Below are 20,962 nucleotides of genomic sequence, written 5' to 3'. Positions count from 1 at the left end.
GCCGCTACAACCCCGGTGGCAGCGCGATGTCGATGCGCCGTCCGATGGTGTCGGTCAGTTCGTTCGGGTCGACGACCGCGTTCGCATCCGCGATCCGCCAATACAGCAAGGGGTCGCCGAGGTACTTCGCGCCGAGTTGGTCGGGCCGCTCCAGCGCGACGACCGAATGGCGCATCGCGATCGTCAGCGCGTCGGGCGAAGGGATGAAGCGCCGACGCACGTAGGTCACGCCGGGATCCCCGGCACGTTGCTGCAACACCGCGAGCGCAACGCCGTCGTAACGGCTCTGCGGTGCGAACGGCGTGCTCGGGATCGCGCCGGCGTCGATCAGGCGTTGGACGGGGTCGGTCATGTGCGTGGCTCCTGGCAGGGTTGCGAGGTCATGGCGGCAGGTTCGAAAGACCCAGCGACTGCAGGGGCGCCGCGCCTGTCTTGCCGGCCAGCTGTTCCCGCGTGCGCAGGTAATTGACGAACACGCCGCCTCCGCGATGTTCGAAGCCCAGGTCGTCCGTCGACATCACGCGCAGCCCGAGACTCACCTTCGCGCGCGTCGGGTTCAGCGCGACGTCGAATGCTTCCTCGGTCACGGAGAAGTCGGTGACGCGCACCGGCACCACGCGGCTCTTGCTCCAGACGAACAAGACCAGCGGCGCTTCGGGCGGGAGGATTTCCATCGCACCGGATCGCGCCAAGGCATTGAGCGCCAGCAATTCGCCCGTGCCCGGATGCACCAGGCTCTCCAGCGCCGCCAGTTGCGGCGCGATGCCGAAGGCCACGGTGTTCGCATTCCGGTCGGGCTGCTCGAGCGCATCGGTCGCATCGATGTCGGCTTCGAGCTTGATCGATTCGATGGCCGGCCCCTTGAGGCGGAACGGCTGCGCGTGCGCACCGCCGCCATCGCCGCCCGCGCCCTGCACCTGGTAGCTGCGCGAGAGCGAGTCGGGGTTGTACTGCAACGCGATGGTGCGCTTCACCGCCCCGTTGGCGGCGTCGAGGATGACGAGGCCCCCCTTGATGAGTTTGGGGCTGCCGGGGAAGGTGCTCATGATCGCGCCCCCCCGGCGTGTTGCTGCATGCATCGCGTGTTGGTCGGCATCACGATCTCCTGTCAGGGCTTGGTCACTACGGGCGGCCCGGTGAACTTGGCGGCCTTGACGATGGACGTCGGCATCTCCCAGTAATCCTTTACGTCCTGCGTGGGGTCGACGATCTTTCCGAGCTTGTCATTGACGTCGTTGCACAGGTCGGCGATGCCGAGCTTGTTGATGCCGCGATGGATCCAATAACGAAACACCTTGTCGTGGACGGCGTGGGGCTTGATGACGGCGGCGTAGTAGTCGGCAATCTTCTGGACCGCGGCCGTCTTCACCGCCGAATCCGTGGACCGTGCGTAGTAATTCCCCAACTGCGTAAACGTCGCGTAGCCCGGATCGACGTAGCTGGTGATGCCGTCACTGCGGTCGCGGATGATGTAGGAGCGGTGGAACTCGCGAACGAATGTCGTCGTCCAGGTCGCGATTTCGGATTCGTCGCCCTTGAGCTTGCTGCCGGCGCGCATTTCCCTGACATGGTCGAATTCATGGTTCAGGATCAGCGTGGTCGTGGTGAGGTCTTTCGGGTCGAGCACCTTCGGGCCCAGGACGATGTAGTAGTCGGTCGAGCCGCCGGGATTCTTGGTAAAGCCAGCGTCGGAGGCGCGCCCCTTTTTCGCGTTGAGGCCGTCGTCGTAGCTGACGGTGGGGTTGGCGTCGTCCCACTTCACGCAGTGCTTCACATCGACCTTGTCGTCGCCCGCCGCTTCGGTGGTCTTGTCCACGACCTTGACCGGCGTGACGACCGATTGGATCAACGCCGCCTTGTCGGCCGACGTGGTGGCGTTGGCGATCTTGTCCTTCCAGTCGGCCGGGGTCGCGCTCACCTTCGGGCCGGCATCGCGCTGCAAGGCACGCTGTCCGCGCTCCTGTTGGATCACATGGGTCAGCTCGTGGGCAATGAGCCGTTGTCCTTCTCTCGACTCCGGAGACAACTTGCCCGCTGCGAACACGATGTCATGCCCGGCGGTGTAGGCATTGGCATCGATGTCGCGCGCCGATTGCGCGGCGGCATGCCCGGAGTGCACGCGAACCGAAGAGAAGTCGTGCCCGAAGCGCTGTTCCATCGGCCGCCGGACCGTTGGTTCGAGCGGTCTGCCGGCGTCGGCGAGTGTGTCGCCGACGCTGGGAGGCGCCGGGGCGCGCCCATCCGCCGCTTGTCCGCTGTTGCGCTGGATGTGCAACGCCGCCGGGTTCGCCGGGTTCGCCGGATTTGCCAACACCTGGTCGGCGACGCGATCGGCTTCCTGCTCGAGCGCATCGTTGGCGGGCCCGACGACCGGATCGCTCGCGCGCTTGCGTTGCACGTTCGTGTCCGCCCACGGGGGCGCGCGGATCACGGCGTCCAGGTCGCGCGGATCGGCGAATTTCTTCATGCGAGTTCCCGCCCGGTTTTTTTCGTCGGCGGACAACGGAAGGACATGCCGTTCCGCTGCAATACCAACCCGGTGCGCGCCGATGCATTCCGCGACTTGTCGATCTTCGCCGGCGACAGCACGGGGCCGTTCATGTCCCGATCTCCCTGCCGATCCCCTGCCCCACGCGATCGCCGAGTGCGCGCGCGCCGGCGCCGTGCATGACGTCCACGCCGCGCACGCGCAAGCGCGATTGGTGTCCCAGTGTTGCGAGGCCTGCGGCTGCCTGGTGCTCTTCCAGTGCGTGTTGCAGTCCGTGCTGCAAGCCTTCCGCGACGGCACGCCGGTCGCCATGCCGCACGCCCGTGAGCACCAGGCGATCAATATGGACGAAGACCTGTCTCATACCCAGCCTCGCGTTTGCGCGTCGCTCAAGGGGCGTTCGCGTTTGCCGGCTTCGTGATGCGCGGCCTGCAGCAGGTGGGCCATGGAGACCGGCGCCTGCATCTCGGCCGCCTGGAAGGCCGCGTTGATCGCGATGTTGCGGATGCTGCCGCCCGTCACCGCCAGGCGCGCGAGTTTCGCGTAGTCCACCGCCTCGCGTGGCGTGCGCTCGGGGAATGCCCGGCGCCAGATGGCCTCGCGTTGCGCCTGGTCGGGGAAGGCAAAGTGCACGACGAAGCGCAGGCGGCGCTGGAAGGCGACGTCGAGCGCACCTTTCAGATTCGACGTCAGGATCGCGAGCCCGCGGTAGGTTTCCATGCGTTGCAGCAGGTAACTGACTTCGATGTTCGCGTAACGGTCGTGGCTGTCCTTGACCTCGCTGCGCTTGCCGAACAACGCATCGGCTTCGTCGAAGAGCAGGATCGCGCCGCTGCCTTCCGCCGCATCGAATACGCGGCGCAGGTTCTTCTCGGTCTCGCCGATGTACTTGTTCACCACCGCCGACAGGTCGATGCGGTACAGGTCGAGCTGCAGTTCGCGGGCGAGCACTTCGGCGGCCAGTGTCTTGCCCGTCCCACTTTCGCCCGAGAACAGCGCATTGATGCCCAGGCCGCGCGCGTTGCGTTCGGCGAAGCCCCAATCCAGGTGCACCTTGAGCCGATTGCGGACGTGCGCGGCGATCTGTCGCAGCGTGCGCGTTTGCGCGTCGGGCAGGATCAGGTCGTCCCAACGCGCGTTGGTTTCGATGTGTTGCGCCAGGGCATCGAGCTTCGATCGGCCCATGCCCCGGCACGCCGACCACATCGCACTGTCGGGTTGCGGGCTTTGCGCCAACGCGGCCACGATGTGCGGGGCGTTGTCGTGGATGGTGCGTGCGCTGAGCCTGAATTGACTGGCGACGCCATCGAGCGACCCGTTGAGCTTTTCGGCCGCGGCGCCGAGCGTGGTTTGCCACAGGAGCCGCTGTTCGATCGGGCCCGGTTTGTCGATGGTGGCATGCAGGCAGGGGCGCTCGAGCGTTTGCGGCTGGCTGGCGCTGGCGAACACCAGGCCGCGCACTGCGTCGATGAAGCGCGCGGCCACCGTCGGCAATGGTTCTGCGCCGCACTCCACCAACAGCGCGCAATCCAGGAGCATTGCCTCGCGGTCCCAGAGCGTGGCCAGGGCTTCCCACTCGCCGTGGCCCGAAGCGATGTCCTCCACGCGCAGCATCTGCAGTGCAAGGCCGAGGGTCGAGGCCACGTGCGCCGCGACGTCGGCCTGGCCCGGCGGATCGTCGCCGGTCAGCCACACGTGCGGTGCGTCCCCTGACGCCGTGGGAATCGCCTCGCGCAACGCGTCGGCCGCGGCGCGATGTGTGGTCGCCATGACACTCGGCGTCGCTACCGGGCGCAGCAGGCCGCGCAAGCGCGCATCGAGGTAGTTCACGCCGGCGAGGTAATGCAGGATGCGTTCGTCGATGCGCAGGCGCCCGCTTGCGATGCCGGCGGCGTCGTCGAGCTCGACCAGCCGCCAGCGCCGCAACGGACCGACCGGCGCCAGCGCACTCCAGTGCGGCGATTCCAATGCGGCGAGCGCCAATCCGAAGGTCGCGAAATGCTTGCGCGGGTCGCCCTGTGCGATCTCGCACTGCCGGGCGAGGCCGGCATCCATCTCGATGCCCGCACACAACAACAGCACGTCGCGTTCGAACGGGCTCAGGCCGAATCCCTGCGCCAGCGCGTCGATCGCCGCTTCGCCAGGCATCGCCGCGCGTGCCGACGCCAACTCCGCGCGCATCGCCTCCGCATCGCCCTGTTCGCCCAGCAACTGCTTGAGCCGCGCGAATTCGGCGACCAGCAGGCGCTGGTTGGCGTCGATCCACGCGTGGGTAGTCGCGGCGTTCATGCGGGCAGCGTGATGCGGTGATCGAGGAATTTCGGTGGCTTCGCGCCGCGATCGATGTCGATGCTTTCGATATCGTCCACTTTCAAACGCATCAGCGGCGTCCCACCGGCGGGCGGCGCATCGGGGAAGCGGAAGTCCAACACGCTTACGTTGCCGGTGAACGGCTGTGCGCGCGCTTCGCGCGAATCCAACAGCAGGCGCACCTTCTGGCCCGCGCGCACTTGCGGCCGGCAGCCGATGCGCAGGCGCAACACGTTGGGCACGCCATCGACGGTACCCCGCGTCATCACCGTCGGCGGGAAGGTCGTGATCGCCGGTGCCAGCGCGACCGGCAGGATGTTGCTGAAGGACGGTTCCGAAGCACCCGCGCGCAACACGCGCAATTGCATCTGGTACAGGCCGACCGGCAAGTCCGCCGGCAGGTTCGGCACATTGAAGGTGAACTTCGCGGCGTCGTCGCCATCGGCGATGTCGATCCTGCGTTCGATGCCGAAACGATCGTTACGCAGGAACACGGCGCGTTGCGTGCCGGCGAGATGATGCCCTTCGACCGTCAACGCATCGCCGGGCAGCATCGTCGATGGCGTCGAATGCGCCGCGGCGAGCACGGAGGCCAGCGTCGGATACGGCGGCACCAGGCCGGGTGTCACGACGATGCCTTCGTCGCGCGGGGTGCCCGGGATCGGCTTGCCGCGCGTGAGCACGGGGAGCGGCGAAATCGCGGCCACTTGCGGCTCGATCAGCACCACCGAGACCTGGAACGTCGCGCTGGGCCGATAGTGCGCGGTCAAGGCCGACCACAATCGCGACATCTCTTCGGCGTTCATAACCGACGGCGTGATCTTCAACAATTCGATCTGTTCGGCCAGGTCCGCGCTGCGCAGGGCCTGGTACACCGAAGGCAGCATCGTGCCGTCGACCGGCGATGGATTGAGCGCCGTGCGGATCGCGGCCCGGGGCAGCACCGGATTCTCGTGCAGGCGTTGCATGCCGTAGCCGAGCAGCACTTCCGCCTGCAGGTCGGCCACGCCATACGCGGTGAGCACGTAGTGCAGGTCCAGCGCGAGCGGCGGGTTGCGCAGGCGTGCGCCCCCTGCGTCGCGCGACGGCAGGTCGACGTTCCGCCACGCGGCGTTCGGCGTCACCTGGTAAAGAAAAAGATTGAGCCGCGGAACGGCTTCGTCGCCGTCGATGGGCACGACATCGGGCGCCAGCGCCGAGACCGTGACGCCGGCCCCCAGCGCATCGGTGACCTTGTGGTCGATCATCCCCGTGTCGAGCAGGTCCCGGAGGACCGCGGAGACGCCGGCGATCGCGAGCGCGTTGCTCATCGCCGCGCCCCGTTGCCGCGCAGGTAATCGGCAAGGGTGACGGTGTCGCGGGCACGGGCAGGTTCGCGGCGCGGCGCGGGCGTCGTCGCGTTGGCCACCACGTCGACGCGGCCGATCGAGACGTGGATGACGTCCTCCGATTCGCGCGGCCGTATCGCGCGCGACGCGAGCGCTGCATCGGACAAGGGCGATGCGGGCCGTGATCGCGCGTCCCCTTCGACCTGCGGTTGCCGGCGGTCATCGTCGGCGAAGGAAAACGGCGTCGGATCGATGCGAGTCGCGCGTGCGCGTGCTTCAGCGCGCGGTGCGCGGCCGAAGGGCTCGCCGGCGTCGGTGGTCGCGGCGTGCGCGTGCGGTCGCGCTGGGGGTGCGACCGGCGGTCGCAGATCCGACATCGCTGCCTGTTCGACGCGCAGGACGTCACGTGGCTCGTCCAGCCTGTCGCGCCCGCCGCGCCGGAAGGATTCGCGCACAGGCGCCGGCGCATCGGTGTCGTCCAACGCTTGCGTTGCTTCCGGGCGCGCGTCCGGCAGGTGCTGCATCCCGCGTGCGAAGCGTGGCGGCAGCACCGGAATGGCCCGGGTGGTGTCCGACGTGCGCGGAGGTGCAAGGCTGCGGAGGAAGTCCATCATCGGCGTGCGCTCACGCCCAGGCCATCTGCAGATATGCGGCGCGGCGAAGGGGACGCAGGGCCAGGACTTCGCGCTCGGTCCATCCATAGGCGCGCGCGAGCGCATCGATGTCGACCAGCGTCTGCTCGGCTGCGCACCGCACTTTCTTCCAGACCAGCTCCGCGACATCGAGCGTGGCCTGCCAATGCGCTGCACACTGCGGACATTCGAGCGCGAAACGCAGGCTCGCATCGGGATCCAGGGACTCCATGTGCTGCGAGAGCGCATCGAGCACCGAGTCGGGCACATCGCGAACCGGGACGCGACGCGCGTCATGCGTGCATGCGCTGACGCAGCATTCCAGCAAGCGCTGCGCGAATGCATCGCCATCGGCAGCGTCGCTGGTCGCGATGTCGGCGCTGCGCGGCAGGCGAAACTCGATCACGTGGCCCGCGCTTTCGAAATGCAGTGGCGAATGGGCGTCCATCGGTGGGTGCATCCCGAAGACGAGCGCGTCGCCGTCGGTGGCGAATTCCACGGGCGTGTCGCAGTTCGGACACCGGCTCGACAGTGCGATCTCGCAGCCGAACAGACGCGAATGCAGTGCGATCAAGCTACGGTTGTGCTCGCCGAGCGTGCCGCCTGCTTCGCCGACGCCGGCTGCGCGCAGCAAGGCCTCGCCCCGCGCGAGCGGCGCTTGCCCGAGCGCGCTCTCCCAGAGGGCCAACACCGTTTCCGCGTCGTCACGGGCGCGCATCGGTCGGCGCCCGGCCTACGCTGGCTCGGTGAAGGTCGGCTCCGACGGCTCGACGACGTCGTAGTCGCGCTCCCACCCCTCGTTCTCCAGCTTGATGTGCTGGATGGCGATCGCATTGGCATTGGCATCGAGGTCGGGAATGGCCTGGTACTCGGACACCCATGCGCGGAAGACCTTGAAGGACAGCGCGAGCTGCCCCGCTTCGTTGTACAGATCGATGATCAGGTCCTTGCGGAAGTCCTTCAGGGACACCTCCGCGCCGAGGCCCGAGCCAAAATTCCACACCTTGTTCGCCCACTTCTCGAACTCGGGGTCGTGGGTGACGCCGCGTTCGAGCGTGATGGCGTCGAACTTGTTGCGGCCGGGCGATTTGCGCGAGGTCGACGGATCGCCACCTTCGCGATACTCGACCACCTCGGTGCTGCGCTTGAGCGCGGACACCTTGCTGATGCCGGCCACGTAGCGCCCGTCCCACTTCACGCGGAACTTGAAGTTCTTGTAGGGATCGAATCGTTGCGCGTTGACGGAAAACTGCGCCATACAGGTTCTCCTCGAAGGACGATGGTCGCGGCAGCGGTCAGGTCGGAATGTCGCCGGCGATCTGTTGCAACTTCAGCACCACGAATTCGGCCGGCTTCAGGGGCGCGAACCCGACCAGGATGTTGACGACACCGGAATTGATGTCCGTCTGCGTCGTCGTCTCGCGGTCGCACTTGACGAAATACGCATCGCGCGGCGACGTGCCCTGGAAAGCACCCTGGCGGAACAGGTTCTGCATGAACGCGCCGATGTTGAGCCGGATCTGCGCCCACAGCGGTTCGTCGTTCGGCTCGAACACCACCCACTGCGTGCCGCGATACAGGCTTTCCTCCAGGAACAGCGCCATGCGCCGCACCGCGAGGTATTTCCATTCGCTGGCCAGGCTGTCGGCGCCGCGCAAGGTTCGGGCGCCCCACACGACGGGACCGGTGTTCGGGAAACTGCGCAGGCAGTTGACGCCCAGCGGATTGATCGCGCCGTTTTCGGGGTCGGTGAGGTTCACGTCGAGCGCGATGACGCCGTTGAGCGTCGCGTCGATACCCGCGGGCGATTTCCACACGCCGCGCATCGCGTCGGTGCGCGCGATCACGCCTGCGACGGCCCCCGCCGGTGCGAAACGCTCGGCGCGGTTTTCCTTCAGCGGGTTGCCCATCTGCAGGCCCGGGAAGAACAGCGCGGCATTTTCGCTGCGCGATGCGACGGCGGTGATGGCGGTCGCGGTGACGTCGGCGGCCTCGTTCCACGCGATCGGCGGATCGACCAGCACCATCGCGCGACGCTCCTTCGCGTAGGCGACGGCTGCATCCCACGTCGTCTTGTCGATATTCGTCGCCGGCGCGAACGGCGGCATGCACAACAGGTTGAACAAATCCGCACGCTCCAACGCGAACACGCCCTGCTTGGGCGCCCGCAGGCCGGGGGCCGAGATCTGCGCAGCGGCGACGGCACTGCCGTCGGTGCCACCGGCCAGCGCGGTCGAGGTGGCCGTATCGAAGGGATCGCCCCCGGCCGGAACCGCCGCGTTGGCCGTGGGACGCGAAGCGAAACTCGCCGCGCCGCGCAGCAACCGGCTCTCTTCGCGCAGGACGCTGCTCACGAATCGCGGGTGCGTCGCCGTGATCGACACATTGAGGAAGGCTTCGATCGTTCCGGTCGCCAGGTCCTTGACGCGCAGGTTGAACATCGTGTTCGCCGGATTCGCGCTCGTGATTTCCGTATCCAGGTCGTAATCCACGCGCACGTGCAGGCGATTGCCCCAGAGGCCGGGATTGGCTGCCGCAAACACGGCGGCCGTGGGCAAGGCGGGCATCTGCGCCGCCACCGCGCCCTTGTGCACGCGCACGATCAGCGCGTCGGAACCCCCGTTGAGGAAATAGTGGTAGACCGCGAACGACATCGGGCTGTCGCCCCACAGGCCGCCGAAGATGCGCTCGTATTCGGCGAAACTGAAGATGCGCACCGGGGACACGTCGTCGCTGTCGATCGGCCCCCGCAGCGCGCGGCCGACGAAAGCCGTGATCGAGGTCGCGACGCCCGTGATGGTGTGGACGCCACCGGAGACTTCCTGCACGTAGACGCCGGGATAACTGAGCGCGATCGGCATCGCTTTCTCCTGGTTGGTTGCGGCGACCGGCCGCGCTTAGGGAGGGTTCGCGCGCTGGTTGAGCGCAAAAATGTCGGCGCCGTCGGGGAGGCGGTCACGGCGCAATACGCCGGCATCGACCATCTCGCCCAGGACGCGCAGGATCTTCGTTCGCCCCAGTTCGTACCGTTGCAGCGGCAGCCACCAGGTCACGATCCCGTCGAGCGTGTCGGCCGCCTGCGGATGGCGCTGCAGGTAGCCGATGACCGCCTGTTCGACCTCACCGGGCACTGGCATCGCGTTTTCCACCGGCGACATGCGCGCATCCTCGAAACACCGCATCACCGTGTGCGCAAGTCGCGTGCCAGCGCATGCCGGGGCGCAAGTGCTTGTTCCATCGTTGCGTGCGTCGTGCAGTCGCGTGTCGACCGGGGCACGCATGACCCGGCTGCAACCGCGCGCGGGTGTCGTTCGACCCGGTCGCTCAGGGACGGAACTGCGACTGCTCGATGCCGTGTTTCTTCAGCAGCTTGCCGAGCTGTCGCCGTTCGGTGCCCGACAGTTGCGCGGCCATGCTGATGTTGCCGCCGGCCTTGTGCATCAGCGTGGTGAGATAGCCGCGTTCGAACGTCCGCACGGCATGCGACTTGGCGGCAACGAACGTGGGCACGTCGCCTTCGGGGCGCGCATCGGAGGCGCCGTGCGCCTGCATCGCGGGTTCGACGGCGGTGAGTTCGGCGATGCCGATCCACTCGCCTTCCGCATGCAGGCAAGCGCGCAACACGACGTTCTCGAGCTCGCGGACGTTGCCCGGCCAGTCGTAGCCGCAGAGCATCTGCTGCGCCTGTGGTGTCCAACGCCGCGGTTGGGTTCCGAGGCGCCGGGTGGCGCTTTCGAGGAAATGCGCCGCAAGGCAGGGCACGTCGCCCTCGCGTTCGCGCAGTGGCGGCAGGCAAACGTAGAGGGAATTCAGGCGGTAGAACAGATCGCGGCGGAAGGAGCCTTCATCGACGCGTTGCTTCAGGCAGGCGTTGGTGGCCGAAACGATGCGGACATCACCCGCGTGCGCCGCGTTGCCGCCGACTGGCCGATATTCCTGGTCCTGCAGGAAGCGCAGCAGGGTCACCTGGGCTTTCAGCGAGAGCGCATCCACCTCGTCGAGGAACAGCGTGCCGCAGCGCGCCAACGCGACCAGGCCCGTCCTCGCCGTCTTCGCGTCGGTGAATGCGCCGCGGCGATGACCGAACAGTTCGCTCTCGATCAGCGTGTCCTGCAACGCGCCGCAATTCACCGGGACGAACGGATGGCTGGCGCGCGCACCCGAATAATGGATTTCACGCGCCGCCAGCTCCTTGCCCGTTCCGGTTTCGCCCTCCAGCAGCACCGGCACGTCGCACGACGCGAAGCGATGCAGCTGCGCCATCAAGGCATTCCATTGTGGTGACCGCCCAAGCATGGCCGGGTCTCCTCGGCCGACCGGCGCAGCTGCAGTCAATCGCACATGCATCGCGCGAGAGCAACATCGGCGCGCGGTAAGCGATGCTGTCCGCAACGCATGGCGCCGCCCGACGCACCGCTCGCGCGGCCGCGGGGAAGCGCAACTGGCCGATTGACGAAAGAGTCGCTGTCCGGCAAGTGGCAATTGCTGCGTTCCAACGAGGACCAACCGCCACGGTTGCCCACGCAAGGAATCCCGCCATGCACACCTGTGCGTCGCGCGTACGCAAGGCCCGGAGCCTCGCCGGTCTTTCACAGGGTGCGCTGGCCGGGCGCGTGGGGGTACGACGCAGCGCGGTGACGCAATGGGAGCGCCCGGGCGGCACCTTGCCCAATGTCGAGCACCTGGTGCAGGTCGCGAAGGAAACGGGCGTGTATTTCGAATGGCTCGCCACCGGCCGCGGGCCCTGCTGCCCCTCGGAAGGCGAACTGACCTCGGCCGTCATCGAGTCCGAATACGCGAAGGACGCCTTCGAGGCCCAGGCACTGGCGCAACTGCGCCGGCTGTCGTCGACACGCAAAAAGGCGGCGGTCGAGATCCTCGAAATCATGGCGCGCTAGCGCCGACCCGTTGCCCGAATGCCCCGCCTTCCGTAGAATGCCGCGCCTGCCCCGCCCCGCGGCGGTCCAGCACCCGGGCGGTTAGCTCAGCGGTAGAGCATTGCCTTCACACGGCAAGGGTCGCAGGTTCGAACCCTGCACCGCCCACCATAACCACGAAAAAGCCACCCGCTCGGGTGGCTTTTTTCGAGGGGCATTTCGAACACCAGCGGAAGGCGCGCGCAATGACGATGCCACAGGGCCGCTCGGCCGCCTCGTACAGCCCGGGTGTCGATGGCCTGCGCGCAGTCGCCGTGCTGGGCGTCTTGCTCTATCACGCCGGGGTCCCGTTCATGTCCGGCGGGTTCGTCGGCGTCGACGTCTTCTTCGTGATCAGCGGCTACCTGATCACGCGCCTGCTCACCGCCGAGCTCCAGGCCAACAAGCGCATCGACCTGCCGGCCTTCTACGGCCGCCGCGCACGCCGCATCCTGCCCGCGCTGTTCGCCACGCTGGCGCTCACCGCCATCGCCGCGCTCGCGCTCGACATGCCGCAGCGGTTGTCGGAATTCGGCGTGACCTTGCTCCACGCGATTTTCTCCACCAGCAACATCCACTTCTTTCTCAACAGCGGTTACTTCGACGCCGATGCGCACGCCAACCCGCTGTTGCACACGTGGTCGCTGGGCGTGGAGGAACAGTTCTACCTGGCGTGGCCCTGGCTGCTGCCCCTGCTGGGCATCGCGACGCATCGCATCCGGCTGAGCATCCTGGCCACCGGCATCGTGAGCCTGGTCGCGGCCGTGGTCATGATCGGGCGCGCGCCGGAGGCGGTGTTCTATCTCACGCCGTTCCGCGCCTTCGAATTCGCGGTCGGCGGCCTGCTCGCACTGTGGCCGCTGCGCCTGCACAAACGCGCGGCGGATCTCGCGTTCGCGGTCGGCGTGGTGCTGATCGGCGTGTCGATGGTGGTGTTCACCGACCGCACGCTGTTCCCGGGGGCCGCCGCGCTGGTGCCCTGCATCGGCGCCGCGCTGTGCATCGCCAGTGCGGACCATGCGCGATCCGGCATCCTGCTCCGCAACCGGCCGATGGTGTACATCGGCCTGGTGAGCTACGCGCTGTATCTCGTGCACTGGCCGCTGCTGGTGTTCTACAAGCAGGCCAGGCACGTCGATCACTTGCGCGCATCGGAAATCGTCGGCTTCTTCGTCGTGTCGTTCCTGCTCGCCGTCGTGCTCAACCGCACCGTCGAAGTGCCGATGCGCAACCCGGCGCGCTGGAAGCCACGCGCTATCGGCGGTGCGGTGGCCGGCGTGGTGGTGATTGTCATCGCCGCCGGGGCCATGTGGCGGCTCGACGGGTTGCCGCAACGCCCGTGGATCAGCAACTCGATCCCCACCAAAGCCATCGAGGCCGGGAAGGAAGCACGCTTCGCCACGCGGCAGGCGCAGTGCACGATCAAGGGATGGGCGGAATGCGATTCACTCGTGCCGGGCGTGCGCAACGTGTTGGTCGTCGGCGACAGCCACGCACCCGATGCGTTGAACGCGATCGGGATGCTGTACCCGAAGGACAACTACGTGCTCTCCGCGCACGGCGGTTGCCCGCCGCACCCGGACATCGTCACGCTCATCGGCCGCAACAACCCGGGCCTGGCCGAGTGCGAGAAGGCCAACGTGCAGCGCTACGACGTGGCCTACCTGCGGCAGTTCGACTACGTCGTCGTGAACGTCCTGTTCGCCTGGTACGAACCTTCGGACCTGCAGCAATACGTCGCATATCTGAAGCACGCCGGCGTGAAGCGCGCGATCGTCTTCGGCGGTTACATCACCATGTCCGACGACCTGCCCGACCTGATCAACCAGTACGGCTTCGACCAGCCCAAATTGCAGCGTTTCATTCGCGGTCCGATGCACGACGATGCGAAGCTGCGCGCCGCCACCCGTGCTGCCGGCTACCTGTACATCAGCAAGCTCGACGCCCTCTGCCACGCCGGCCGCGGGTGCGAGTTGTTCGACGAAGACCGCGTGCCCTTCACCTGGGACGCGCACCATCTGTCGATGCAGTTCGCGCGGAAGATCGGCGCAGCCAACGCCAACGCGATCCGTGCCTACGTGGACGGCACACCGCGGATCACCGCGCAACGCTGATCACGGGCGTGTGCGCATGGCGGGAAAGGCCCGCACGAGGCGGACCTTCCCTGTTGCATCACGTCACGGCGTGAACACGAAATCCAGTCGCCCGTACAGGCCGTGCGCTTCGTCGTCGGGGCCCGCCGCGAAGAACAGCGTGTCGACCGGCTGGTTCTGGAGGCCATTGCCGAACTGCATGCCCCACAGCCCGTCGATGCGCACCGGGTACCCATCCTTGCGCCGCAGGCTGCCGAGCAGCGTGCCCGACGATGCCCCGAACGCGTGGATCCGCCCGTCGCCGAAATTGCCAACGAGCAACGCGTTATGGAACGTGCCGAACGCCGCAGGCGCGAGTGCGAGGCCCCACGGCGCATTGAGCACGCCGCCCGTGGCGATGCGCCGCGCGAACTTGCCATTGGGCTTGAACACGCTCACGAAGCCGCAGCCGGGGCAGCGGACTTCATCGGACATGCTCGCGTCCTGCCTGGCGTAGGTGACGTAGATATCCCCGTTGATGGCCTGGATGCCGAAGGGTGCATAGCCTTTCGGAATGCCCGGATCCTTGAATGCGCCCGGTGCGAGTATCACCGGCATGAAGTTGCTGTCGAAGACATCGACGCGCGCGTGGAAGAAGTCGGTGGCGTACAACAGTTGCGTCAGGCCGTCGCCGCTGAGCGCGAGGCCCTTGTAGTTCGCGCCGCTGGCCGAGCGATTGATCCTGCGGATCGCGTGCGTGAAATCCACGCCCGGCGACCAGGCGGCGATGATGCCTTGCTCGGTGGCGAACAGGAATCGCGCCGGCCCCGACAACGCGCCCTTGTGGACGACGAAGGCCTCCGATCCATTGAACACGATGCCGGTGGGATTGCCGCCGGTGGGCATCGTCGGCGACGGAATCTGGACGACGAGCGATTGCACGACGCCGTTGCCGTCGTAAAGCGTCGAAACCGTACCGTCGGCCGCCGACACCCACACGAAGCCGAAGGGATTGAACGCCACGCCCCAGCCGTTCACCAGGTTCGGATCGGTATGCGCCGCGGGCACGAAGCCATCGGAAACGAGATTGCGCTGCCTGTAGAAACCGTCCGCCTGGGCAGCCGGTGCCGCGAAAGCGAGCGTGAGTGCGGCCGCCAGCGCGGCGGGAATAGGGAAACGCGGTGAGAACGCGTGCATGGTGGTCTCCTGCGGATACGAAAGCGACCGGAGACCGGCGCGGCGCACACCAGCGAAAGTCGCGTGCATGCATGCCGTCGCGGCGGCGCAAGGTTCAAACGGCCGTCGCGCTATGGCGGCGGCAGCACCTGGTATTCGCTCTGCACCAGCCCGCTCGCGTACTGCCGCGTGGCGACGTGCAACAGTGGGATGTCGCTGTCCAACGGGCCGAACAGCGGGATGCCGCTACCGATGAGGACGGGCACGCGCGTGACGACGAGGCGTTGTATCAACCCGGCCCGCAGGAACTGTTGGATGGTGAGCCCGCCATCGACATAGAGGTGTCTGAATCCGCGATCGGCCAACTGCGACGCGATCTGCTTCGCTTCGCCCGACATGCGTTCGACGACCGCGCCGGCCGGTGCGTCGCGCAAGGGCCGTCCACTGAGCACGAACACGGGTTTGTCTTCGTACGGCCACGCGTCGAACGCCAACACGGTGTCGTAGGTCTTGCGACCGATCACCAGCGCGTCGACCGTCGCCATGAATTCGGCATAGCCGTGCGGTTCGCCGCCACCGGGCGGCAGGAAGTCGAGTGCGTCGTCCAGGCGCGCCATGAAGCCGTCGACGCTGGTTCCGACGAAAACCGAGGCGCGAATGGCGGTCATTGCGCGTTGTCGAGCGACCGGGAGGCCATGGTCGCCGGAGGTTAGCGCGCGTGGCGACGTGGAAGCGTGAGCCTGCCGCCTCTCCCGGAGGAGAGGCGCGGTTCCATCGTTACGGCTGCGCTTCGGAGGGCTGCAGGCTCCAGCCGATGCCGACCGACGGGAGCGTTCGCCGATTTCCAGATCGCATTCGCGCCCGTCGTCGTGTCGCACCAGAGGATGTCGAGGACATCGTCCGATTCATCCCGCGGTCTTGTCGACGCCGACGCGCGCGCGCTCGAACCACCAAAGCGCCGTACTGGCCAGCAACCACGCCAGCCACCACGGCCAACGCGCCCCGGGATTGCGTGGCGCGTCGGCCGCGTTCGGGGGCAGCGACTGCGAATCGGCGACAAGGCGCATCGTCGCTTCGCGCACGTCGTTCGCGTGGAGGCCCGGGGCCTGGTCGAGTGCCATGACAGGGAAACGCTGCTGGCGGCCTTGCGCCATCAAGCGATGCCAACCGGAGGTCCGTGGCCAGTAGGCCGCGCACGCGCGCGGACCGGTGGCGGGATCGATCCACAGCCTGGTCGTCGCGCCGCCCGGCGATGCGACCGTCGCGGGACCCGAAAGACCGCACACCGCGATGCGTTGGCCCACGCGCGGTTCGCCCTCGATCGTGAAGGAGTGACCGGGCTGCGCGCGGGCGAGTGTCGCCACTGCATTGCTCCACGTCTGCGCATGCAGGTCATCGCGGCCGGCGAGCACCAGGCGATACGTGTCGTTAAGTGGCCACACGGCGATGCGGCCGCGACCTTCGGCGCGCCACGTCGCGAGCGCCTGGTCGTCCTGGCCGCGCAGCAGTGCGATGCCGTCCACGGCCGTGATGCGCAGTGAGCGACGTGTCAGCGCCGGCGTCTCGGGCAGCACGGTTGCGTTGCCGCGCGCCTGGTCGCGCGTGCCGGGGCCGATGCGTGCACGCAGGGCATCGACGTCCCGACGCGGTTCCGGCAAGTGAACCTGGGCGTCGTCGCGGCCCGCGTCGACGCTGAAACCGAGGGCGCGCAAGCGACGTTGTTCCCCTTCCGACAACGGGGCCGTGACACGCAGCAGCACACCAAGTCCCGCGCGGAGCGCTTCGTTCAACGCGGCGCGTTGCCCGTCGCCGAGGCTCGACCAGGCGCGTTCGTCCAGGAGGACCAGGTCGAAGCCCTTCAGGGTCGCGGCGTTCAATGCAACGGTTGCGTCACCGAGTTGCGCGCCACCACCGACCGACATCCGCGCTTGCATCGCGATACCCGCATCGCGCGCCCAGCGGCGCAGGTATTTGACTTCCGGTCCCGGGGCGCCGGCGAGCAACAACACACGGGGCGGCGATGGCACTTCGACTTCCAACGGCAGCGCAATCCCCTCGACCATGCGCTGCCCGGCATCGCGCAGCCGCAGCGTAAACACGGCGTCCCCCGGAACGCGCGTCGTTGCGTGCAGCGTGAATCGACCCTCGTCCGAGAGCGCGACGCGATCGACGCGCAGCCCGGCGGGATCCCGCAGCTCGGCATTGCCACCGCGCAGATCGTGCACGCGGCCGTGGATGGCGAATGCATCGCCTGCGACGGCGTGCGTGGGTGCTTGGAGTTCGATCAGGCCGCGTCGCGTCGCATTCGGCAGGAAGGTCAGCGCCGAACCTCGAACCGCTTCGCGATCGCGCGCCTCAAGCCCCGCACCGAGGATGCGGATGCGCTGCATGCCCGGATGCCGGCGCAACGCGGTCGCCAGATCCGGCGCGCGTTCGATGCCCGCGCGTGCGGGTGCTTCGGGCAAGGCGACGAAGGCATCGCCCTGCCCTGTCGCAAGCGCGGAAACAGGCGTGCCCGCCGTTGCCACCACGAGCGTGCCCGCCTCGCCCGGCGTGGTCGGCGGCAGCAAGGCGAAGTACAACAACACCGCGCACAGGGCCTGCGCCAACACGAGCACCGCGATGCGCCAGCTTGCAGCGCGAGGCGCTGCAGTGCGCAGATGGCGAAGGATCAGGCGCGTCGTCGAAAAGACCACGAGGATCGCCAGCACGGCGCCGACCACGACGGACAGGCCGAATGTGTGCGCGCCGAACGTCAATGTATTCATGGCGCTTGCGCCCCGCGCAGTGCGTCGAGATACGCGCGCGATGCCGCATCGTCGCCGGCGCGCCGTGCGACGTTGGCCGCCGGCCGCGGCAGCAGCGGCCAGAGCAACGCCCGCAATTGCGCGCGACAGGCATCGCACTGCGGCTGCGCGCGCAAGGCTTCGATGGCAGCGACGAACGCCAGCGGATCGCGCAATTGCGATGGGTGGTCGCCCAGCCAGCGTTCCAGCGCGGCGAAGTCGACCCTCGAGGCACGCGGGCCATCGTCCAGCGCGCGCCACAAGGCAGCCAGTTCGGGATCCGGCGCTGCGCCCGCGGCAAGCCCATCGCCGCGCGTGATCGCGCCGCGATCGCCGGTCATGCGGCGAGCCTCGTCGATCGGCGGCAATTCGGTTCCCACGCGCGCCAGGTAGATGCGCGTGGCCTGTTGCACCTGCTTGATGAATCCGAGCGCGCGATACGCGTACGGCAACGCCTCCTGCGGCGTGCCCTGCCGCAGGTGCAATTCGGATTGCCACATCTGGTCGAGCGCCTTCTTGAGCGTCGCGCGCGTGTCCGGATCGAGCAGCGTGGCGGCCTCGGGTTCATCGTGCGTGTGGCCGAACTGCTCGATGACGGCGGTGTCCTGCCCGAAGGTGGGCGCCGTCGCGGCATTGCTCGCTGCGTGATCGTGATCGTCGACGGTGGGCGCGGTGTCATCCTTCGCATCGTTCGTCGGCGGCGGTTTCGGTTCGCCCTCGGCTTCCTCGCCGAGGAACTGGCCATAGCGCATGCGCAGGATGCGTTGGTCGACGCCGATCTCGTCGCTGCGCTTGACGAAGCCTGCGTTCGCCAGCATTCGCTTCTGTTTAACCAGCGCTTCTGCATCGATGATGATCTGGCGCTGGCTTCGGAAATACGCGGGGAGCACTTTCTTGACCATGCCCTCCACGCCCGTGGCTTCGGCGCCGAGATCCGGCGGCCAGCGCAGGATCACGCTCGCGCTGCGGACGCTTTGCGGACCGGGCGATCGGTTGTCGTCGACGCGCAACTGCGCGACGAGGTCGTCGCCCTCTACGAGGCCGAGTGCGCGCAGATCCAGTTGGCGCACGTAACGTTTCGTCGCGGGGGCGCCGGTGCCGCCGACACCCAGTTCCTGTTCGCGGAACGCGATCGCCTCGCCGCTCCCGTGCGCGACGGTAAGGTGGAGGCGGGCGTTGGGGGAGAGGCCGTAATCGTCGGTCGCTTCGAACGCGAGCGACCAGGTGTCCTGCCCGGTCTTCATCAGGCTCAATCCGCGATCCGGCGCGACGACGCGCAGTTCCGGCGGGCGATCGGCGATCGCATCGAGGCGATGGAGCGTCGTCTTCAGCAAGGGCGGCGCGTCGTGCAGGACGATGCGATAGAGCGCCGAACGGGCAAGCGTGTCCGATGCGCGCCAATCATCGCCGCTACGCGCGAGCGAAATGCGCCGACCATCATGGAAGACCAGCTCCGCCCGTTCCGGTTGCGGCGCGAACCGCAAGGTCCATTGCAGGCGCGTGCCCTGCGGCGCCTTCGCGTCGAGCGTCGTGGATTCGCGCGCAGGCAGGCGCGTATACGCCGGCGGCGCAATGGCCAGCGTCTGCGCGACGATGCGCGTGTGCGTCGGCTTCGCGGCGGAAACACCGATGCGCGCAAGGACATTGTCGAAGGTGACCGGCTGACGCTCCGGCCAGGTGAGCAGCGCGGCGATGGCGAGCGACGCGAATACGGCGCCCATTGCGATGGTCCGCAACGACCAGCGCGGTCGAAGGTCCGGCGCGGGCGTGGCGTCCAGGCGCGCGCCCAGGCGCGCGACCTGCAGGCGTTCCAGCGTGGTCAGCGTGTCGGGCTTGGCGAACAACAGATCGGTGCTGTCTTCCAGGTCGGCGCGACGTCCGTCGAGTTCGCGCACCATCCAGGCGGTGTCGAGCCGGTGCATGCGGTGCCGCGCGAATGCAGCGGCCGCGATCAACGCGAGCAAGGCGATGCATGCTCCGGCGCGCCAACCGCCGATGCGCCAGGCGAGCGCCGCTGAAAGCGCGATCCATGGCAAGCACGCAAGGCCGGCGTCGACGCCCCGCCGCAGGCGCGCAGCGTTCAACAGGCTGTGCAAGCGGCTGGCAACACTCATGGCGTCACGCCGCGACGAGGCCGCGTCGCCATCCAGCGCTCGACGGCGAACACGAGCAGGATCACGAGGATCAAGTACGGCGTGGTGTCGCGCGGCGCAGGCGGGAACGCCGCGGCGCCGGTCGTCGGTGCGTGATCGGCGGCGGAGACGCGCGAAGGCATCTTCGGCGACGGATCGAGTGCCGCCTGCAGTGCTTGCGGGAAATCGCCTTCCAGCAAGACCGGCATCTGCGCGGGCACCAGTGGCTTCGTGAAGCGCAGCAAGCGGCCGCGCCCGAACGCCGCGCCTTCCATCAACACGGTGCCGGCCTCATCGCGCCATGCCGGCACGAGCGTGGGCATGCCGGCGATCGTTGCCTGCGAATCGAGCACGAGGGTGCCGCCCGCGCGCATCCATTCGATGCTGTCCACGGGCACCGCGCCGGGCACGAGCCAGGCCATGCGCCTGGACTTCGCGTTCGGTGGCCGATCCGACGTCGCGATATCCGGCGTGGCATGCCATGCAATGTTCGCCGCGCGCAGAAAGCGCATCGCCTCCTTGCGTTCGGGTGCGTAGCGAACGGCCAGCGGCGCGGGTGGTTGCACCCTTTGCATCAGCTCTCGGGGCGTGGGGGCCTGCACGATCCGCCAATCGATGCGCCGGCTCAATCTGGGAATCTGCGCATCGACGCCCTCCAGCCGCGCCGGCACGAGCACCGTCAATGCGACATCCGACGGCAGCATTGCATCCAGTTCGCGCAGCGCGCTCGTGATCGATGCGTCCGTCTTCGGCGGCGTCGAGGACAACGCGGGAAACCCCGGCGCCAACCAGTGCCACCGCGCCTCCTTCGATACGCCCGCGCGTTTGGCGAGCGCCGCATCGATCCCCGGCGCCACCGCCACGTAAGGTGCGTGGCTCGCGGCGCCGAACAACACCGGCCTGGCCAACAGGAGTCCGACCAACGCGACGAGCACCACGCGCGCGACCAACAACGGCCACTCGTCGAACCGGATCCGATGCCGCGGCTTGGGCTTCTGCCGCAACCATTGCAGCGCGGCGAACACCGTCGGGTGCTGTTCGCTGCGCCGCGCAAGGTGGATCACCATCGGCAGCAGCACGGCCGCCAGCGCCGCGAGCCCGGCGGGCAGCAGGAACATCAGG

The 20,962-nt window shown here is 67.8% G+C and carries 20 protein-coding genes and 1 tRNA gene; 3 read left to right on the top strand and 18 right to left on the bottom strand.

The genetic code is table 11. The features are described 5' to 3' along the window. Positions 1-4: 4 nt before the first annotated feature. The 13 genes from ACXJJ8_RS08735 to ACXJJ8_RS08675 all read right to left on the bottom strand — a co-directional run bounded on the left by ACXJJ8_RS08735 (position 5) and on the right by ACXJJ8_RS08675 (position 11,054). Entirely contained in the window at positions 5-352 is a 348-nt protein-coding gene (locus tag ACXJJ8_RS08735; RefSeq protein ID WP_499028984.1) for a Base plate wedge protein 53, read from the bottom strand. A gap of 28 nt (positions 353-380) precedes the next feature. After that, positions 381-1,046: a hypothetical protein gene (locus ACXJJ8_RS08730; RefSeq protein WP_499028982.1), complete on the bottom strand. Its 666-nt coding sequence runs from the start codon at positions 1,044-1,046 to the stop codon at positions 381-383. Between the two features lie 62 nt (positions 1,047-1,108). Beyond that, complete coding sequence (locus ACXJJ8_RS08725; protein ID WP_499028980.1) at positions 1,109-2,467, bottom strand: eCIS core domain-containing protein; 1,359 nt, start codon at positions 2,465-2,467, stop codon at positions 1,109-1,111. After that, the gene (locus ACXJJ8_RS08720; RefSeq protein WP_499028979.1) at positions 2,464-2,601 is read right to left on the bottom strand and encodes a hypothetical protein; all 138 of its coding nucleotides are present in this window, start codon (positions 2,599-2,601) and stop codon (positions 2,464-2,466) included. The genes ACXJJ8_RS08725 and ACXJJ8_RS08720 overlap by 4 nt, the downstream gene beginning before the upstream one ends. Next, positions 2,598-2,852 carry a hypothetical protein gene (locus ACXJJ8_RS08715; RefSeq protein WP_499028977.1) on the bottom strand — a complete coding sequence of 85 codons (255 nt, stop codon included), beginning with the start codon at positions 2,850-2,852 and terminating at the stop codon, positions 2,598-2,600. Before ACXJJ8_RS08715 ends, ACXJJ8_RS08720 begins: the two co-directional genes overlap by 4 nt. Beyond that, entirely contained in the window at positions 2,849-4,777 is a 1,929-nt protein-coding gene (locus tag ACXJJ8_RS08710; protein WP_499028975.1) for an ATP-binding protein, read from the bottom strand. Before ACXJJ8_RS08710 ends, ACXJJ8_RS08715 begins: the two co-directional genes overlap by 4 nt. Then, entirely contained in the window at positions 4,774-6,108 is a 1,335-nt protein-coding gene (locus ACXJJ8_RS08705) for a Pvc16 family protein (RefSeq protein WP_499028973.1), read from the bottom strand. Before ACXJJ8_RS08705 ends, ACXJJ8_RS08710 begins: the two co-directional genes overlap by 4 nt. Next, the gene (locus ACXJJ8_RS08700) at positions 6,105-6,740 is read right to left on the bottom strand and encodes a hypothetical protein (RefSeq protein ID WP_499028971.1); all 636 of its coding nucleotides are present in this window, start codon (positions 6,738-6,740) and stop codon (positions 6,105-6,107) included. Before ACXJJ8_RS08700 ends, ACXJJ8_RS08705 begins: the two co-directional genes overlap by 4 nt. A 10-nt stretch (positions 6,741-6,750) precedes the next feature. After that, positions 6,751-7,476, bottom strand: a complete 726-nt coding sequence (locus ACXJJ8_RS08695) for a hypothetical protein (RefSeq protein WP_499028969.1) — start codon at positions 7,474-7,476, stop codon at positions 6,751-6,753. 15 nt (positions 7,477-7,491) lie between these two features. Further along, positions 7,492-8,016 carry a phage tail protein gene (locus ACXJJ8_RS08690; RefSeq protein WP_499028966.1) on the bottom strand — a complete coding sequence of 175 codons (525 nt, stop codon included), beginning with the start codon at positions 8,014-8,016 and terminating at the stop codon, positions 7,492-7,494. A gap of 37 nt (positions 8,017-8,053) precedes the next feature. Beyond that, a complete protein-coding gene (locus ACXJJ8_RS08685) occupies positions 8,054-9,619 on the bottom strand; it encodes a phage tail sheath family protein (protein ID WP_499028964.1) in 1,566 nt (521 codons plus the stop codon). A gap of 36 nt (positions 9,620-9,655) precedes the next feature. After that, entirely contained in the window at positions 9,656-9,916 is a 261-nt protein-coding gene (locus ACXJJ8_RS08680; RefSeq protein ID WP_499028962.1) for a hypothetical protein, read from the bottom strand. Between the two features lie 166 nt (positions 9,917-10,082). Further along, positions 10,083-11,054: a sigma-54 interaction domain-containing protein gene (locus tag ACXJJ8_RS08675; RefSeq protein WP_499028960.1), complete on the bottom strand. Its 972-nt coding sequence runs from the start codon at positions 11,052-11,054 to the stop codon at positions 10,083-10,085. 242 nt (positions 11,055-11,296) lie between these two features. Between ACXJJ8_RS08675 and ACXJJ8_RS08670 the strand changes: the two genes are divergently transcribed. The 3 genes from ACXJJ8_RS08670 to ACXJJ8_RS08660 all read left to right on the top strand — a co-directional run bounded on the left by ACXJJ8_RS08670 (position 11,297) and on the right by ACXJJ8_RS08660 (position 13,788). After that, on the top strand, positions 11,297-11,656 hold the full coding sequence (locus ACXJJ8_RS08670; protein WP_499028958.1) for a helix-turn-helix domain-containing protein: 360 nt from the start codon (positions 11,297-11,299) through the stop codon (positions 11,654-11,656). A 75-nt stretch (positions 11,657-11,731) separates the two neighbouring features. Next, a tRNA-Val gene (locus ACXJJ8_RS08665) sits at positions 11,732-11,806 on the top strand. A 74-nt stretch (positions 11,807-11,880) separates the two neighbouring features. Further along, a complete protein-coding gene (locus ACXJJ8_RS08660; protein WP_499028956.1) occupies positions 11,881-13,788 on the top strand; it encodes an acyltransferase family protein in 1,908 nt (635 codons plus the stop codon). 63 nt (positions 13,789-13,851) lie between these two features. Here the strand turns inward: ACXJJ8_RS08660 and ACXJJ8_RS08655 are convergent, their stop codons facing one another. From ACXJJ8_RS08655 to ACXJJ8_RS08635, 5 genes are all read right to left on the bottom strand, one after another. Further along, complete coding sequence (locus ACXJJ8_RS08655; protein ID WP_499028954.1) at positions 13,852-14,943, bottom strand: TIGR03118 family protein; 1,092 nt, start codon at positions 14,941-14,943, stop codon at positions 13,852-13,854. Between the two features lie 110 nt (positions 14,944-15,053). Beyond that, complete coding sequence (locus ACXJJ8_RS08650; protein ID WP_499028952.1) at positions 15,054-15,590, bottom strand: dihydrofolate reductase family protein; 537 nt, start codon at positions 15,588-15,590, stop codon at positions 15,054-15,056. Positions 15,591-15,827: 237 nt separating this feature from the next. Continuing rightward, positions 15,828-17,690: a carboxypeptidase regulatory-like domain-containing protein gene (locus tag ACXJJ8_RS08645; RefSeq protein WP_499028950.1), complete on the bottom strand. Its 1,863-nt coding sequence runs from the start codon at positions 17,688-17,690 to the stop codon at positions 15,828-15,830. Next, positions 17,687-19,822, bottom strand: a complete 2,136-nt coding sequence (locus ACXJJ8_RS08640) for a hypothetical protein (RefSeq protein WP_499028948.1) — start codon at positions 19,820-19,822, stop codon at positions 17,687-17,689. The genes ACXJJ8_RS08645 and ACXJJ8_RS08640 overlap by 4 nt, the downstream gene beginning before the upstream one ends. Next, positions 19,819-20,958: a BatA domain-containing protein gene (locus ACXJJ8_RS08635; RefSeq protein WP_499029579.1), complete on the bottom strand. Its 1,140-nt coding sequence runs from the start codon at positions 20,956-20,958 to the stop codon at positions 19,819-19,821. Before ACXJJ8_RS08635 ends, ACXJJ8_RS08640 begins: the two co-directional genes overlap by 4 nt. Positions 20,959-20,962 lie beyond the last annotated feature (4 nt).

The organism is Lysobacter sp. P5_C4, assembly GCF_054049695.1.
Note: the sequence above shows the minus strand (reverse complement) of the source record. Positions and strands in the feature narration are given on the sequence as shown.

Bases quoted from the DNA above. Each gene is read 5' to 3' on its own strand.
- ACXJJ8_RS08710 (WP_499028975.1), bottom strand. From the start codon at position 4,777: ATGAACGCCGCGACTACCCACGCGTGGATCGACGCCAACCAGCGCCTG.
- ACXJJ8_RS08635 (WP_499029579.1), bottom strand. From the start codon at position 20,958: ATGTTCCTGCTGCCCGCCGGGCTCGCGGCGCTGGCGGCCGTGCTGCTG.
- ACXJJ8_RS08705 (WP_499028973.1), bottom strand. From the start codon at position 6,108: ATGAGCAACGCGCTCGCGATCGCCGGCGTCTCCGCGGTCCTCCGGGAC.
- ACXJJ8_RS08650 (WP_499028952.1), bottom strand. From the start codon at position 15,590: ATGACCGCCATTCGCGCCTCGGTTTTCGTCGGAACCAGCGTCGACGGC.
- ACXJJ8_RS08735 (WP_499028984.1), bottom strand. From the start codon at position 352: ATGACCGACCCCGTCCAACGCCTGATCGACGCCGGCGCGATCCCGAGC.
- ACXJJ8_RS08720 (WP_499028979.1), bottom strand. From the start codon at position 2,601: ATGAACGGCCCCGTGCTGTCGCCGGCGAAGATCGACAAGTCGCGGAAT.
- ACXJJ8_RS08725 (WP_499028980.1), bottom strand. From the start codon at position 2,467: ATGAAGAAATTCGCCGATCCGCGCGACCTGGACGCCGTGATCCGCGCG.
- ACXJJ8_RS08730 (WP_499028982.1), bottom strand. From the start codon at position 1,046: ATGAGCACCTTCCCCGGCAGCCCCAAACTCATCAAGGGGGGCCTCGTC.
- ACXJJ8_RS08685 (WP_499028964.1), bottom strand. From the start codon at position 9,619: ATGCCGATCGCGCTCAGTTATCCCGGCGTCTACGTGCAGGAAGTCTCC.
- ACXJJ8_RS08695 (WP_499028969.1), bottom strand. From the start codon at position 7,476: ATGCGCGCCCGTGACGACGCGGAAACGGTGTTGGCCCTCTGGGAGAGC.
- ACXJJ8_RS08660 (WP_499028956.1), top strand. From the start codon at position 11,881: ATGACGATGCCACAGGGCCGCTCGGCCGCCTCGTACAGCCCGGGTGTC.
- ACXJJ8_RS08655 (WP_499028954.1), bottom strand. From the start codon at position 14,943: ATGCACGCGTTCTCACCGCGTTTCCCTATTCCCGCCGCGCTGGCGGCC.
- ACXJJ8_RS08690 (WP_499028966.1), bottom strand. From the start codon at position 8,016: ATGGCGCAGTTTTCCGTCAACGCGCAACGATTCGATCCCTACAAGAAC.
- ACXJJ8_RS08670 (WP_499028958.1), top strand. From the start codon at position 11,297: ATGCACACCTGTGCGTCGCGCGTACGCAAGGCCCGGAGCCTCGCCGGT.
- ACXJJ8_RS08675 (WP_499028960.1), bottom strand. From the start codon at position 11,054: ATGCTTGGGCGGTCACCACAATGGAATGCCTTGATGGCGCAGCTGCAT.
- ACXJJ8_RS08640 (WP_499028948.1), bottom strand. From the start codon at position 19,822: ATGAGTGTTGCCAGCCGCTTGCACAGCCTGTTGAACGCTGCGCGCCTG.
- ACXJJ8_RS08700 (WP_499028971.1), bottom strand. From the start codon at position 6,740: ATGATGGACTTCCTCCGCAGCCTTGCACCTCCGCGCACGTCGGACACC.
- ACXJJ8_RS08645 (WP_499028950.1), bottom strand. From the start codon at position 17,690: ATGAATACATTGACGTTCGGCGCGCACACATTCGGCCTGTCCGTCGTG.
- ACXJJ8_RS08715 (WP_499028977.1), bottom strand. From the start codon at position 2,852: ATGAGACAGGTCTTCGTCCATATTGATCGCCTGGTGCTCACGGGCGTG.
- ACXJJ8_RS08680 (WP_499028962.1), bottom strand. From the start codon at position 9,916: ATGTCGCCGGTGGAAAACGCGATGCCAGTGCCCGGTGAGGTCGAACAG.